The sequence below is a fragment of the Indiicoccus explosivorum genome (genome assembly GCF_002167005.1).
Lineage (GTDB): Bacteria > Bacillota > Bacilli > Bacillales_A > Planococcaceae > Indiicoccus > Indiicoccus explosivorum.
Genome location: NZ_NHTN01000011.1, coordinates 26,078 through 41,482, shown reverse-complemented (window position 1 = coordinate 41,482; position 15,405 = coordinate 26,078). Strand labels below are relative to the sequence as shown.

General features: G+C 56.0%; 14 protein-coding genes. 6 read left to right on the top strand and 8 right to left on the bottom strand.

All coding sequences use genetic code 11. The features are described from left to right. Positions 1-376: 376 nt before the first annotated feature. From CCE92_RS03965 to CCE92_RS03955, 3 genes are all read right to left on the bottom strand, one after another. Entirely contained in the window at positions 377-1,315 is a 939-nt protein-coding gene (locus tag CCE92_RS03965) for a nuclease-related domain-containing protein (protein ID WP_088006225.1), read from the bottom strand. A gap of 232 nt (positions 1,316-1,547) precedes the next feature. Next, complete coding sequence (locus tag CCE92_RS03960) at positions 1,548-2,222, bottom strand: response regulator (RefSeq protein WP_088006224.1); 675 nt, start codon at positions 2,220-2,222, stop codon at positions 1,548-1,550. Between the two features lie 25 nt (positions 2,223-2,247). Next, positions 2,248-3,393 carry a sensor histidine kinase gene (locus tag CCE92_RS03955; RefSeq protein WP_088006223.1) on the bottom strand — a complete coding sequence of 382 codons (1,146 nt, stop codon included), beginning with the start codon at positions 3,391-3,393 and terminating at the stop codon, positions 2,248-2,250. Between the two features lie 175 nt (positions 3,394-3,568). Here CCE92_RS03955 and CCE92_RS03950 point away from each other — a divergent pair, with 175 nt between their 5' ends. Both CCE92_RS03950 and CCE92_RS03945 read left to right on the top strand, forming a co-directional pair. Further along, positions 3,569-4,201 (top strand): YigZ family protein, encoded by a 633-nt coding sequence (locus CCE92_RS03950; protein ID WP_088006222.1) that lies wholly within the window; start codon positions 3,569-3,571, stop codon positions 4,199-4,201. A gap of 146 nt (positions 4,202-4,347) precedes the next feature. After that, on the top strand, positions 4,348-5,397 hold the full coding sequence (locus CCE92_RS03945) for an LCP family protein (RefSeq protein WP_088006221.1): 1,050 nt from the start codon (positions 4,348-4,350) through the stop codon (positions 5,395-5,397). 145 nt (positions 5,398-5,542) lie between these two features. On the opposite strand, the gene CCE92_RS03940 is transcribed toward CCE92_RS03945, so the two are convergent. Then, the gene (locus CCE92_RS03940; protein WP_088006220.1) at positions 5,543-6,601 is read right to left on the bottom strand and encodes a glycosyltransferase family 4 protein; all 1,059 of its coding nucleotides are present in this window, start codon (positions 6,599-6,601) and stop codon (positions 5,543-5,545) included. Between the two features lie 204 nt (positions 6,602-6,805). Between CCE92_RS03940 and secA2 the strand changes: the two genes are divergently transcribed. Then, on the top strand, positions 6,806-9,169 hold the full coding sequence (gene secA2 / locus CCE92_RS03935) for an accessory Sec system translocase SecA2 (RefSeq protein ID WP_088006219.1): 2,364 nt from the start codon (positions 6,806-6,808) through the stop codon (positions 9,167-9,169). A gap of 2 nt (positions 9,170-9,171) precedes the next feature. Then, complete coding sequence (locus CCE92_RS03930; protein ID WP_088006218.1) at positions 9,172-10,152, top strand: accessory Sec system S-layer assembly protein; 981 nt, start codon at positions 9,172-9,174, stop codon at positions 10,150-10,152. Between the two features lie 44 nt (positions 10,153-10,196). On the opposite strand, the gene CCE92_RS03925 is transcribed toward CCE92_RS03930, so the two are convergent. After that, entirely contained in the window at positions 10,197-11,159 is a 963-nt protein-coding gene (locus tag CCE92_RS03925; protein WP_088006217.1) for an NAD-dependent epimerase/dehydratase family protein, read from the bottom strand. 171 nt (positions 11,160-11,330) lie between these two features. Between CCE92_RS03925 and CCE92_RS03920 the strand changes: the two genes are divergently transcribed. Then, entirely contained in the window at positions 11,331-11,624 is a 294-nt protein-coding gene (locus CCE92_RS03920) for a hypothetical protein (protein WP_088006216.1), read from the top strand. Between the two features lie 53 nt (positions 11,625-11,677). Here CCE92_RS03920 and CCE92_RS03915 read toward each other — a convergent pair whose 3' ends face one another. Next, positions 11,678-12,277 (bottom strand): 3'-5' exonuclease, encoded by a 600-nt coding sequence (locus CCE92_RS03915; protein WP_088006215.1) that lies wholly within the window; start codon positions 12,275-12,277, stop codon positions 11,678-11,680. Positions 12,278-12,376: 99 nt separating this feature from the next. On the opposite strand from CCE92_RS03915, the gene CCE92_RS03910 reads away from it, so the two are divergent. Further along, a complete protein-coding gene (locus CCE92_RS03910) occupies positions 12,377-12,556 on the top strand; it encodes a CsbD family protein (protein ID WP_088006214.1) in 180 nt (59 codons plus the stop codon). A 162-nt stretch (positions 12,557-12,718) separates the two neighbouring features. On the opposite strand, the gene CCE92_RS03905 is transcribed toward CCE92_RS03910, so the two are convergent. Together CCE92_RS03905 and CCE92_RS03900 are read right to left on the bottom strand one after the other, a co-directional pair. Continuing rightward, on the bottom strand, positions 12,719-13,777 hold the full coding sequence (locus tag CCE92_RS03905; RefSeq protein WP_088006213.1) for a general stress protein: 1,059 nt from the start codon (positions 13,775-13,777) through the stop codon (positions 12,719-12,721). 136 nt (positions 13,778-13,913) lie between these two features. Beyond that, complete coding sequence (locus CCE92_RS03900; protein WP_088006212.1) at positions 13,914-15,230, bottom strand: NAD-dependent malic enzyme; 1,317 nt, start codon at positions 15,228-15,230, stop codon at positions 13,914-13,916. Positions 15,231-15,405 lie beyond the last annotated feature (175 nt).

Sequence of the window (15,405 nt, the reverse complement as noted above, 5' to 3'; positions counted from 1 at the left end):
CAACTCGGGCATGGCAGGAACCTGCGATGTGTGGCGGGAATGTGGCATGGGATGAGGCGGATTCTCGGTTATTCTCGAATCTCCCCTGTTTATTCTCGAAATTGGGTTGTTTATTCTCGAATACGCCACGTTTATTCTCGAATTCACCCCCATTATTCTCATTTGTGCGTTTTCAGCCGATATCCCGCATCGCATTTGCACAAATGAGTGCCGGCATTCAACTCGGGCATAGCAGGAATCTGCGACGTGTGGCGGGAATGTGGCATGGGACGAGGCGGATTCCCGGTTATTCTCGAATCTCCCCCGTTTATTCTCGAAATTGGGTCGTTTATTCTCGAATATGCCACGTTTATTCTCGAATTCACCTGCTTTATTCTCATTTGTGCGTTTTCAGCTGATATCCCGTCCCGCGATATGCCCCTACTCGCTCCAAATCCATCTCACGCAGCAACCTATTGACGATTTTCACCTTATCCAGCCCCAGCATCTCCCTCGCTGCCCGGTTCGTGACCGGCTCACCCGTGATCAGCAGCCAGTCCCGGATCGCCCGCTTATGCGCGTCCTTATCCTTCGCCCCGCAGCTGCACACCCAATAGCCGTGCACCCGCCGCATCCCGAGCCGCCCGCAATCCTTGCACCACACACCCTTTTTCATCAATGAAACCGGGTATCGCTTATCCTTGCAAATCGGCGCATGCACATACGGGCGGTGATACCGCAGCATCTCGTCCGCAATCTCCCGCATCTCGGTCTCGCGCAACACCGCGGGCTCTGCCTTAAGCTTCGCGAGAAACATCGGCAGCTGATGCGAGAACAGGACGATCTGCCCTGGCGGAATGCCTTCGGGAATCTGCTTAGGATACGAAAACACGAGGATCGTCCGGATGGGCGCGATGAGATTGTGACGCATGAGCCACTCCTCCAGCAGCCAGGCATGGGTCTCCAGCTCTTCGACGGGGCTCCGCCTGCCGGATGCCGAGCCGTCGTCTTTCGTATGGATGCTCTGCGCCGGGTTGGTCCGTATTTCGGTGACACCTTTCAAATTCTTGACGGAAAATATGTACAGGCACCACGGCGTGATCATCACGGAGTCAAGCTGAAACGGGGATACCGATTTCAGTGACACGTCATGCAGAATGAGATGCGGAAACTTCGGTCCGCACCGGTCGATGTAAAAATCGAACCGCTCTTCGCCTCCCTCGCCGGCACAGGCCGCGGCGTATTCGTTCACCAGCAGGTCGGCACGCGGAAACCGGCGCATCAGAATTTCGAGACGCTCTTTATCCGCCTGTTTCCCCCTTCTTTTGATAATCAAAGCTGATCCCTCTTTTTGATTTTCACGTTACCACCCGCCGGACCGCTTGCCAATGCCTTTTCCCAAACCCGTAATTTGAATGCCTGAATCGGCGCAAATCCGTGTTTTGCGGACGTTTCGGCTGCCGCTGACCGTGGTTTATTTCCAAAATGGGATTTTCAGCGGGTGGCCGCCCCCAAAGACCCAATTTTGGCACATAAAAAACCCGCGGCCCTTTCGCCGCGGGTCTGTTTCATCGGACTTCCACCCAGCCGTTTTTGATGGCTGTGACGACTGCCTGGGTGCGGTCGTTCACCTGCATTTTCTGCAGGATGCTGGAAACGTGGTTTTTGACGGTTTTTTCGGAAATGAATAACGTTTCGCCGATCGCGCGGTTGCTCTGTCCGTCTGTCAGCAGCTGGAGCACTTCGCTCTCGCGCTTTGTGAGCAGGTGATACGGACGGCGGATCTCCGACTGATGGAACGAGCCCTTGTTCTCCCGTTCGCTCAGGCGGCGGAATTCCGCCACGAGGTTGCGCGTCACTTTCGGATGCAGGTACGAGCCGCCCTTGGCGACGACTTTGATCGCCTGGACGATCGCTTCGGCGTCCATCTCTTTCAGCATGTACCCGAGCGCGCCCGTCTTCAGCGCGTGGGTCACATAGGATTCATCGTCATGAATGGAAAGGATGATGACTTTCGCATCGGGGAACTGGGCAATCAGTTCGCCGGTCGCTTCCACGCCGTTCTTCTGCGGCATGTTGATGTCCATCAGGACGACGTCCGGCTGGTGCTCTTCGTACAGCTTCGTGACTTCCGTGCCATCCCCGCCTTCCGCCACAACGTCGAATGTCTCTTCAAAATCCAGGATCCGCTTGACTCCTTCGCGGAACAGCTGGTGATCGTCAATAATGATAATTTTCGTCATCAGTCATCCTCCTCCACTCGAAAATTCAGCTTTCGTTCAACGGTATTTGAAACATCAGCACAGTCCCCGAACCGGGTGCCGAGTTAATGAACAGTTTACCATCAATGAGGTCGACACGCTCGCGCATGCCGAGCAGCCCGTAAGACTGCTGCTTGACGACGGACGGATCGAACCCGGTTCCGTCGTCCTTTACAATGAATGTCACCTGGTTTTTCAGCCATTCGGCCTTCACCTGGATGTGCCTCGCCTTGCCGTGGCGGATGGCATTGGATACCGCTTCCTGCACCATCCGGAACACCGGCACTTCCCGGTTCGCCGGGAGCCGGCGCTCCGTGCCTTCCGACTGGAACGTAATCCGGCATTCAGTGTTATAATCTTCAATTGTCGCCAAGTATTTCTTCAGCGTCGGCACGAGGCCGAGGTCATCGAGCGCCATCGGGCGGAGATCGTAGATGATCCGGCGCACTTCGATGAGGGCGTTGCGGACCATCTCCTTCAGCGAACTGATTTCCTGGAACGCCTGCGCCGCCCCTTTTTCGCGGTAGGTCCGCTCGATCAGGTCGGAGCGCAGCAGGACATTCGCCATCATCTGGGCCGGCCCGTCGTGGATTTCGCGGGAGACGCGCTTGCGCTCCTCTTCCTGCGCTTCGATGATCCGCAGGCTGTAATCCTGTTTGAGCTTGGCGTTCTCCAGTTCACTGCTGACTTCCTTCAGGTCGGTCGTCAAATAATTCACGACGACATTGACTTGATTGACAAGGTGCTCGGCGCGTTCGATCGTCTGGAGCAGCTGATGGAGCCGCCGCTCCAGTTCGTCCCGCTTATGCCGGAGCTGTTTTTCTTCGGACCGGTTGACTGACAGCTGCACCTGAAGATCGTTCGCCTGTTCGTATGCCAGGCGGACTTGGCTTTCCGTGAAGGAACTGAAGCGTTTCGAGACTTCCGCCAGCCGTTTTCTCGCCACATGGGCCTTTTCTTCAAGCACGTCGCCTTCGTCGATGACCCGGTGGATGTCGGAACGGACCTTTTCGAGTTCCGCCAGCATTTCTTCGTAACTTCGGCGGCTCTGTTCGCTTATAATGAAAATATCTTTCTTCGACTGGTTCATCGTTTCGACCATCCGGTTGAAAATGAGATCCAGTTCATGAGCGTCCACTTTCTTGGAAGTCACGTGCAACCCGCCTAACGTGTGCTGAAAAATTTGCTTCAGTGCTTCTTTTGAAGAACCGGAATAATTGTTGTTACCTACTGCCTATAACTTCTCAATTATAGCATGAAGAGCCTAGGACCATATTAAGAAATCATTACAAATAGTCTGATTATATTTTACACCAGGGGGAACTAAAATGCGAGCCAATTACAAAACGATCCGTGCGTTTTCTGCTGCGGAAGTCAGCATTCAAAAGTCCCGTTTCATCGGGCATGCCGCCCGGGCGGAAACCGAGGAAGAGGCGCTGGAATTTATTCGAAAAATCAAACAGGAACACAGCGGTGCGACCCACAACTGCTCCGCCTACCTGATCGGTGAACATGATCAGATCCAGAAGGCGAACGACGACGGCGAACCGAGCGGCACTGCGGGGGTGCCGATGCTTGAAGTACTGAAGAAGCAAGGGCTGAAAGATGCCGTCGTCGTCGTGACCCGCTATTTCGGCGGCATCAAGCTTGGCGGAGGCGGCCTCATCCGCGCGTATGGGCGGTCGGTGACGGAAGCGCTGGATGCGGCTGGCATTGTGGAACGGCGCCTCCACAGCCTGATGAAAGTATCGATCGACTACACATGGCTCGGCAAGGTGGAAAACGAGGTCCGGCAGTCCGTCTATCCGCTGAAAGAGATCCTCTATACGGACAGCGTCGATCTGTATGTGTATGTTCCGGCCGAAGAGACGGACGCGTTCACCGCCTGGATGAACGAACTGACGAACGGCCAGGCAAATATTGAGCAATCTGGAGAAGAATTCCTGGAGTTTCCGGTCTGAAATCATTCATTTTACTCAGCGTCCTCCCCGTTGTATAATGGAAGTTAGGCATCAATCGTGCAACCGAAAAATGAATCGATGACGGATATGGAAGAACGCCGGCAAGAGCCCGGCCCCATTTCATTTTCTTGGAGGAGTCTAATACGATGAACAGAAAAGAGTACCGCAAGAGGAAGAACGGCAGGCGAAGGAACGTTCTCAAAGCGGTCTTGGCGATAGCCGTCACGCTGCTGCTCGCCTTGTCGGCTTACGGCATTTACTTGATGAAGCAGGCGGAGCACGCAGCGAACCAATCCTATGAAAGCCTGGAAGGGCGAGCGATGTCCGACCTGCGGACTGAAAAGGTGGAACCGCTCGAAGACAATGTCTCCGTGCTGTTCATGGGACTGGACGACAGCAAGAAACGCGATCAGTCGGAGAGCAATACGCGGACGGACGCACTGATCCTTGCGACGCTCAATAATGACGATAAGTCCGTCAAACTGGTGAGCATTCCGCGTGATTCATACGTCTATATCCCGGAAATCGGCGCATATGACAAAATCACGCATGCCTACGGCTATGGCGGCGCCCGGTCGACGATCGAAACGGTCGAAGAACTGCTCGACGTGCCGGTCGATTATTATGTAAAGATGAACTTCAATGCGTTCGTCGAAGTGATCGACGCGCTCGGCGGCATTACGGTGGACGTGCCATATGCGCTCGAAGAGAAGAACGAAGCGGATATCCACGGCGCCATCCAGCTGGAGCCGGGGATTCAGGAAGTGAACGGCAGCGAAGCGCTCGCGCTCGCCCGGACACGTCACTACGATAACGACATCGAGCGCGGCAAACGGCAGCAGATGATTCTTGAAGCGATCCTCGATGAACTGCTGTCAGCCGGTTCGATCTTCAAGTACGATGACGTGATCGATGCGGTCGGCAGCAACATGAAGACCGATCTGACGTTCAAGGATATGCAGGCGTTCCTCGAATACGCTAAAGACGGCAGTCTCGATATCGAGAACCTGACACTCGACGGTTACGATGACATGTCGACCGGCGTCTACTACTGGCAGCTCGACGAGGAATCCCTTGAAGAGATCCAGGATGTGCTCCAAAGCCACCTCGGCTTCAAACCGGACACATCGACGCTCACGAACAGCGATTCTTCCTACACCGGTGAAACGGAAAGCGGCGAATACGCAACGGAATGATACGGAAAAGCCCGCCAGCCGGCGGGCTTTTCGTTTGCCTATTTTACTGCGCCGGTCCGCCTGAAGGATCCTGATCAAAAAACAGACCGCCGAGCCCTTTCACGGGTCCAGCGGTCTGTCGTTTATTGTCAGGAATGAAACCGCGTCAGTTCTTCCCGGTCACTTTCCGGTCGGGCCTGAGCAGGTTCAGGAGCGGCCGGTAGTTCTTGCCGGCCAGGCCGATGACTTCCACGAACAGCTCGATGACGATCAGCATGACCGTGATGAGCAGGATCGCGCCCCACACCGTCGCCTGTGAGAACAGGAGCGCGGCCAGGCCGAACAGCGCCGCAATCCCGTAAATGATCAACACCGTCTGGCGGTGTGAGAAGCCCGCGCGCAGAAGGCAATGATGCAGATGGGATTTATCGGCAGCCGACAGCGGCTGTTTCTCCCGAAGTCTCCGCACGATGGCGAAGAACGTGTCCGAGATCGGCACGCCGAGCATGATGATCGGGATGATCAGCGCGACGGCAGTGACGTTCTTGAAGCCCATGAGCGCGAGGACCGAGATGATGAACCCGAGGAACAGCGCCCCGGTATCCCCCATGAAGATCTTCGCGGGGTGGAAATTGTAGAACAGAAAACCGAGCGTGCTGGCGACGAGCAGGCCGGCCATGACGAGCACGAACATGTCGCCCATGATATAGGCCATGCCGGCAAGGGTGATCATGGCGATCGTCGAGACGCCGGCGGCCAGTCCGTCAAGCCCGTCGATCAAGTTGACGGCGTTCGTGATGCCGACGATCCAGATGATCGTCAGCGGGATGCTCAAGTAGCCGAAATCCACTTGTCCGCCGAACGGCAAGTTGATGAATTCGATCTGCAGGCCGCCCCACGTGACGACGATGGCGGCGGCAAGGAGCTGTCCGGCGAGTTTCGCCTTTGCCGTGATTTCCAGCATATCGTCAAGGACACCCGTCGCGACGATGATCGCGGTGCCGATCAGGATCGGCAGCACGGCCGGATCTTCCGGTCTTGCAATGATATATCCGATCAGAAAAGCACAAAAAATGGCCAGACCGCCAAGACGCGGCATAATTCTCGCATGCACTTTCCGGTAGTTCGGCTGGTCGACGGCACCGACCCGGAAAGCGATCCGCTTGACTATCGGAGTCAGTATGATGGATGCAATGAATGCTGCTACCAGCCCTAGGTATAGCATGGGTTTCCTCCTCTGGCACTTTTCGTGCGCATAAATCCGCTTCTTAGTATACCATGTTCCCATTTCCAAATAAACAGAAACATCTGCCCAACTCAAACAATTGGACGCGCAACGCCGGCAAAGGTTTCCCGCTCCGGTAGAGATTACTGCAAAACTCTGATAAAATAGGCAGGAAGCATTGCCTAAAAAAGGAGATTACATCGGATGGTATCGTTATTTAAACGCTCAGATAAAACAAACGCCCGCCAGCTAAAAAAGTATCAGCGGACCGTCGAACGGATCAACAGCCTGGAGTCCGTCTACGAAGCCAAGACGGACAGTGAACTGCAGAATGCGTCGGCGGAATTCCGCGGACTGCTCGCGGACGGCAAGAAACTGGAGGACTTGATCCCCGATGCGTTCGCAGCCGTCCGGGAAGCTTCCCGGCGAGTGCTCGGCATGCGCCATTTCGATGTGCAGCTGATCGGGGGACTTGTCCTCGCGGAAGGAAACATCGCGGAAATGCCGACCGGCGAAGGAAAAACGCTCGTCTCTTCCCTCCCTGCGTACGTGCGCGCGCTGACCGGTGAAGGCGTACACGTCATCACGGTCAACGATTACCTCGCGCAGCGGGATTACCGCCAGATCGGCCAGATCCATGAATTCCTCGGTCTCACCGTCGGCCTGAACTTGCCGCAGATGGATACCGGGGCCAAGAAGGAAGCGTATGCCGCCGATATCACCTACGGCGTCGGCACGGAATTCGGCTTCGACTATCTGCGGGACAACATGGCCGGGACGAATGCCGATAAAGTCCAGCGCCCTTACCACTATGCCATCATCGATGAAGTCGACAGCGTCCTGATCGATGAAGCGAAGACACCGCTCATCGTCGCCGGCAAAATGGCCGGGAACAGCGACCTCCACACCGTCGCCTCCCTTCTCGCCCGCCGGTTCGAGAAAGGCCGTGACTATGAGTTCGACAGTGAAACGAAAGCGACGTCGCTGACGGATACGGGAATCGGAAAAGTCGAGCAGGCGTTCGACGTCGGCAACCTGTACGAACTGGAACACCAGACGCTGTATCATTATGTGATCCAGGCGGTCCGTGCCCACGTCATGTTCGAGCGGGACGTCGACTACATCGTCAAAGACGGCAAAGTGCTGCTGATCGACATGTTCACCGGCAGGCCGATGGAAGGCCGGACGCTGTCTGAAGGGCTCCATCAGGCGATCGAAGCGAAAGAGAAACTCGAGATTACGGAAGAAAACAAAGCGCAGGCGCAGATCACCATCCAGAATTATTTCCGGATGTATCCGCTCCTTTCCGGCATGACCGGCACCGCCAAGACGCAGGAGCGGGAATTCCGCGAAGTGTACGGCATGGACGTCATCCAGGTCCCGACGAATAAACCCGTCATCCGCCAGGATCTGTCCGATCGCTTTTTCGATACGGCGGACCAGAAATACCGGGCAGTCGCCAAGGAAACGGCGGAACGCCACCGGTCAGGACAGCCGGTGCTTGTCGGTACGACGTCCATCATCCAGTCGGAAGCGGTCGCCCGCTACTTGCGCGAAGAAGACCTCTCCTTCCAGCTGCTGAACGCCAAGAGCGTCGAACAGGAAGTGGAGCTCATCTCCCAGGCCGGCCAGCCGGGCAACATCACGGTCGCGACCAATATGGCCGGCCGCGGGACCGACATCATGCTCGGTGAGGGCGTCGCCGCCCTCGGCGGACTTCACGTCATCGGCACGGAAAAGCACGAAAGCCGCCGTATCGATAACCAGCTCCGCGGGCGGTCCGGCCGGCAGGGCGACCCGGGCTCTTCCCAGTTCATCATTTCGCTGGAAGACGACATGTTCCGTCGCTTCGCCGAAGAAGACACCGAAAAATTCAAGAAGAAGAATTTCCCGGATGCCGAAGGCGAATACCGCGGCAAAGCGGTCCAGGAACTGTCGGACCGCACGCAGCGGATCGTCGAAGGCGCCCATTTCTCAATGCGTGAATACAACCTGAAACTGGATGACGTGATCAACGAACAGCGGAAAATCGTCTATGATCTGCGGAGCCGCGCACTGAATGGCGATGAAAACGGCCACTTGCTGAAGACGATGCTTGAAGACGCGGTTTCCTTCATCCTCGATGAAGCGCTGCCGCCCGACGGACTCATCGAGCCGGAGCAGCTGCAGACAGCGGAAGCGGCACTCCAGGAACTGTTCGGCGGATCGTTCCGTCTGCCGCAAGACCTGGACAGACGGAAACAGGCGGATGCGCGGACGGCGCAGCCTATTGCCGAAGCAGGGCAGATGATCGACGCCCAAATCGGACACCCCCGCGTGAATGCGGTCACGACGAACGTTCTCCGGACATTCATCGATCAGATGTGGGTCAAACACCTGGAAATGATGTCCCACTTGAAAGAAGGGATCGGACTTCGGATGTACCAGCAGGAAGATCCGATGCGGATTTACCAGCGTGAAGGGCTTGAACTCTTCACCATGAACTTTCAGAACTTGCGGATGAAATCAGTGACGGAACTCCTGTCATTCATGCGGCTGCGGGAGTCAGAACAGAAGGAGGCAAACTGAACATGGGAATTTTTTCATTCTTTAAGAAAACGACCAAGACCGGTGCGGACACAACTGTCGAATCATCGGAATTGACCGGGCAGACAGACGAACAGGAAGAGCTGGAGGGCCAGGAACCGGAGCCCGGTCAGGAAGGGGCTGGCCAGGCGGAAGCTCCTGCGGAAGTCGGCACTTCCCTCTCGGTCCATCCGGACTGGGAAGTGAGCAAAGAACAGGAATACGTGCTGAAATTCCTGTCGAACGACTTGCCGAAATTGAAAGCGAACCAGCTGTCGCTGTCCGGCATCGACATCGAACCGGAAGAAAAAACCGGGAACTGGCAAGTCGAGGCCTTCCTCCGTTCTTCGCTCAATAAAGAAATCAAGCTCGGCAGCATGGAGCTCCTCGTCCTCGACAGCAGCGGCAAACCGGTCGCTGCCCAGGAATTCGATATGTCGGAACTCGGCACCATCCCGGCCCGCTCGGACCGGCCGTGGGTATTCGAATTCCGGAAAGAGAACATCCGGACGGAGGAAGTGCCGGGTGAAGGCTGGAAGTTGACATTCAACATCAAGTCGCTGCTGCCGCATATGCTGGATCTCGATCCAACATGGAAGGACGCGCTGACGGACGACCAGAAGAAAGTGCTCGCCAAAGCGGTCAGCACGCTGCCGAAGCTGAAGCCTGGCGAAGTGAACGTGACCGGCTTCCAGATCCGGCAGCTTGACAACGGGGCGCTGGCTGTTTCCCTTCTGATCCGGAACGGCCGCAAGCGGAACCTGGTCATCGAGAAGATTCCGCTCGAAGTTCTTGATGCGCAGGGCCGCCGGGTCGCCGCTGGGTCCTTCAACCTGGACAAGCTGCAGGTGCGGGCGAACACGACGAAGCCGTGGAATTTCATCTTCCCGAAAGAGATGCTGCTGGTCGATGAACCGGACTTCTCCCGCTGGACGGTCCGCGTCATCCAGCCGAAAAAAACCGACAGCAAACCACCCGTGCAGTGATCATAGTAAAAGCTTGCAGCCAGTGTGCTGCAAGCTTTTTTGATTCACCGCTTCCGCCCTTCGGCAAGCAGCCGCTGTTCCCGTTCTGTGGAAATGCCGGTTTTCAGCAGGCGTCCCTCGGAGCGGAACCATTCGCGGGTGTCTTCGCCGGTTTTATTCACCGGAGTGAACACAGCGCCATGCCGTTTGGCTTTCGAGTTGTCCGTGAGCAGGAAGCCTTCGGGATAGTCCGGCGATTCCGGGATCCACAGCGGAATTTCGAACGGCTGGACCCCTTCCTCCGTCAGCGAATCATCCGGCACCCATACGAGGGAAGCGGCACCAGTGCCGACCTGCTGCGTAAAGGTTTCCATCTTCATCGGATCGGCGGCTACGTTGAACATGCCGGCCGTCTTTTTTTCTGTCTGTTCCACGGTGAACCGCGCCAGATCCCTTGCATCGATCCACTGGATCTGCCGGTCCCGGCTGCCCGGCACAGGAAGCGGCCCATCTTCGGCCAGCTTCACCGCCCAGTATGTAAAGCGGTCGGTCGGATCGAACGGTCCGGCCACGATGCCCGGCCGGATGACGAGCGCCTGACTGCCGAACTTTTCAGCGATCCGTTCTTCACACATCACTTTCAGCGGCCCATATGTCTCCCCTGTCACTTCATCCGTCTGCGGACGTTCGGTATGGACGGGTGATTCTTCGGTCACCGGCCCGCGCGCGAAACTTTCGTAGACGGAGATGGTGGAAATGAAGGTATAGTGGCCAGTCCTGATGTTCCGCAAGACCGGATCCAAATCCGCCGGCGTGTAGGCGCTGACATCGATGACCGCATCCCATTCCTCCTTCGCCAGCTTTTTGGCGTCCGTTCTCCGGTCGCCTTTGATCCGGGGCAAATCCGGAAAGGCATCCGGATGGCTTTTCCCTCTATTGAACAGTGTGACGCTGTGTCCACGACTAGCCGCTTCCGCGGTGATATGGCGTCCGACGAAAGAAGTTCCGCCAAGAATCAAAATTTTCATAAAATACCCTCCTAAAATAAAGTTTCATGCTTTTCTTTTCGGGAAAATGTGATATGATATTGCAAATCAACTGAACGGCTGAAACATAAAATCCCCCCGGCAAGCGTCCGGGCGGACGGATGCGAAGCCGGCCAGGACCAAATCAACCAAAACAGAGGTGCTCAACACAATATGAATGACGAATTTCGCGAGTATGCCGTAAAGACGCACTGGTCTCCTTATGATGAGGCAGCCGTTCTCCGCATGGATTGGCTGAAACGGGCGGAGCTGGCAAAGTCCATCACGTGTCAAGGGTTGCTTGTCGATTTGTCACTGGATCAGCATCCGGAAGTCCGGGAAGGGGCTGCACAAAACCCCAAAACACCGGTCTCCACACTGAAACGGCTTTCGGAGCAGGATCTCTGCAGCAGCGTCCAGGATGCTGCAAAGCGGACATTGGATTCACTGATGCCGGCGTCATCGTAAACGAAAACCGTATCTGTTGCAGAAACAGGCTCCCGGCATACCGCCGGGAGCTTTTACAATTGTGCCGCGCAATACTGGTAGACGTGTGCGGTCACCAGACAGTCCCCGAGCGCATCATGCGCATCGTGTTCCAGCTCGAGGAAGGCGGACAGCGTCGTCAGTTTGTGGTTCGGTACGTTCCGCATCACCCGCTTGGCCAGCCGGACCGTATCGATAACGGTGTAATGCGGGACGGGTACGATGCTGCTGAGCGCGCAGAGGAAACCCATATCGAACGGCGCATTATGCGCGACAATCGGAAGTCCGCCGATGAATGCGATCAGGTCCTCCGCCACTTCTTCGATCACCGGTGCATCCGCGACGTCTTCGTCCCTGATTCCGGTGATCCGGGTGATGGTGCGCGAAATCGGCTGTTCCGGGTCGACGAGCAAATAAAGCGTCTCCGTCCGGACATGGCCGATGTACTTCACCGCACCGATCTGGATGATTTTATCCTCACCTGCCCGAAGGCCCGTCGTTTCAAAATCGAGCACGACATAATCTGGTGAGATTTCCATACTCATTGTGTAGTTCCTGCGGGACGGGTTCCGCCGCGCAGTGGGCTGCGTTTTTCTTTTTTGTTTCAGCCAATAGCCGGCTGCCTGTCTCTTCATTCGATTCCCTCCTGGACTTATGATTCATTTTACAGGAAAGCGTTTCGTTTTTCCGCTTCGGGGAAAAGAATAAGACTAAACCTGAAGGAGGAACCCAAGATGGGTAACAGACTCACTGAACAGGTAAAAGGGGCTGTCAGCCGCGCGAAAGGCGAACTGAAAGAAAAAACCGGAACCCGGAGCGGCAAGGTCGGCTTGCAGCGGGAAGGCCGGTTCGAGAAAGTGAAAGGGGACATCCAGACAAAAATCGGGACTCAGAGACGTCGCCGTCCGAAATGACCCGGGACGCGGCATACTGGAGGAGACGTTGAAAGCGGTGGTGCCTGGCACCATTTTTCTGAATTTTCTTCAAACATGTAACTTTTACAGAAACGGATAACAAAAAAGCCGCCCGCTGGCGGCTTTTTTCGTGTTTTCCCTATTCGTCTATTCGTCTGCCGATTAGAAGAATCTCGGTGACGGCGGCAGGTCGTCATCGCGCCGTTCCTCGTAGTTCTTGTCACGCTTGTCGATGATTTTGACTCGCTCATCCCCCTTTACGTCACGGCCTCTCCGCTCCTTTTCTTCCATCAGATGCTGCTCCTCGGAGTCGCGGCCGAATGGTGCCGGTCCAAGATTCGGATCATTGCCCGGCGACGGTTCGTCATCGCTCCGGTTCACGCCTTCACGTTCATCTTCGTATGGATGTTCCCGCTTTTCATCTGCTTCCTCTTCTGTTCTCCGGACCATCGGCGGTTCGTGGTTATCCCTTGCCGGTGATGCCGGTTCGAGGTCACCGTCGCTGGAAGACGGATGGATCGGTGCTCCGTGCTCCCGACGGCCGTCATCTGATCTGCCGCGTTCTTCACTGTACATCGTTCTCTCTCCTTTCTCCACATCTTCATCATCTATCTGCGGATCGTCATGCCGGAGTTCGTCCCGTTCGATGTCCCGCCCGAATGGGGACAATGCCGTATTGCGCCCTTGTACATGATCGCCGGTCACATCCCGGTCGGTGACGTACCGCGTGTCCTCATAGCGCGGGTCGACATGGGATTCGCCTTCGTTATTCGTCCGGCGCCGCTTGTGGTCAGCCGGGCTTTGCCCGACAGGCTCCACATCCGTATCGTCACCTTCAAAATTCGTTCCCGCCGCAATAACCAGGCCGTCATCGAATTTATCCCCGATATCGACGCCCCGGTCATTGATCCGGTCACGATACGGAACCTGATGATCGGTATAAATGATGGCCGCCCCATTACTCAGGTCGTCCTTGAACTTCCCTGCATCCTGGTCCGTCAAGTTCAATGTCCGCATCCGCTCCTCGTTGATGTCGCTTTCTGTGTAAAACGACTTGAAGCGCGTAACATCGTGCTTTTCACGGTCAACCAGCTTATCTTCGTTATTCGAGAGGACATGGAGATCGTGGGCTTCATACCCCTGTCCTTTCAGTTCATCCAGTTTCTGGTCGAATTCACCTTGCGTATAAACCACTTCCACTTTTCGGTCCTCGGATTTCATTGTTTCAGCCTCCTGTCTTCCGTTTTGGATCTACTGAATGTTTACCCGGGACCGTGAATCCATTAAACCAAACCCTGCCGGCATTTAGCCTGCGGATCAAGCTGGGAAAAGGGCTTTCCGAAAAGCCCAGTCCCCCTCAGACATGGTTCCGGGCAGCGACGCGTTCAACCGCTTCGGCGACTGCCTGGTGGACGGCAGGGTCGAGCGCGTGCGGCACGAGATCGCCTTTCTTCGTATGCGCCACAATCGCTTCCGCTGCGGCAATCAGCATGTCATAAGTGATGGCATTCGCGCGCGCGTTCAGCGCGCCTCTGAAAATCCCCGGAAAACCGAGTACATTGTTGACGAGACGGCCATCCGCCGCAAAAGCGGCGCCGGCTTCCAATGCGTCTTCCGGACGGATTTCAGGATGCGGGTTCGACAGCGCCAGAATGACTTGCCCTTTCTTCACCATCTCCGGCTTGATCAGTCCGGATACTCCGGTCGTCGCGATGACGATATCGCAGCGGTCCATCAGCTCATCAAGCGAATCGAGCGTTTTGCCGCCGTACCCTTGGAGCCGTTTGACCGCTTCCTCGTTCAAATCGACGCCGAACACATCCTTCACGCCATACTCCATGAGCATCCGGCATATGGCGATCCCTGCTGCACCGAGGCCGATCTGCCCGACGTCTGCTTCCGCGGGATCGATGCCGGCCGCCTTGCAGGCAGTCAGGAAAGACGCGAGCGTTACGACCGCTGTGCCGTGCTGGTCATCATGCATGACAGGGATCGGCAGTTCCTTCTTCAGGCGCTCTTCGATTTCAAAGCAATGCGGCGACCCGATATCTTCCAGCAGGATGGCGCCATAGCTCTGATGGATATGCTTGACCGTTTCGACCACTGCGTCGGGATCGCTTGTGTCCAATAAAATCGGCACGCCGCTGATACCGGCGAACTGGTCGAACAGCACCGCTTTCCCTTCCATGACCGGCATGCCGGCGACCGGTCCGATATTCCCGAGACCGAGGATCGCCGTGCCATCCGTCACGATCGCCACTGAATTCCCAATGCTGGTGAAATAGCGCGCCTGCTCCGGATCCTTTTGGATTTCTTTGCAGACATTCGCCACCCCAGGTGTATAGACGCGGCGCAAATCACTCAATGAGCGCACGTCCCTCTTGCTTTTCATATGGATTTTTCCGCCTTCATGCGCTTTCAGCACATCGTCGGTCACTGCGTGCACTTCAACGCCGTCGACCGCCCGGACGGATTCGACCACCTGCTTCAAGTCATCTTCTGTTTCGCAGACCACCGTGATGTCCCGCACGGTGGACAGCGTTCCGATTTTAATGGTTTTAATGTCTCCGATATCCCCGTCGGCATCACCGATCGCTGTCGCGACTTTGGCGAAGTTGCCGGGCGCGGATGGAATTTCCACAATCAATGTGCGGATTGTCTGTTTTTCGATCATCCAAACCCTCCTCAGTAAAATTGGTCCTCTACGTTATTGCATACCCTTTTTGGCGCAGAGCAAAAGTGCAGTCGCCGCTTTTTGTGCCCGTCCGGCCGAAATGCACGTTTTCCCTTATTGACCCCTTCCCCTCTCAGGAGTACGATGCAAGTGAACAAACTATTTCGCCAAGGAG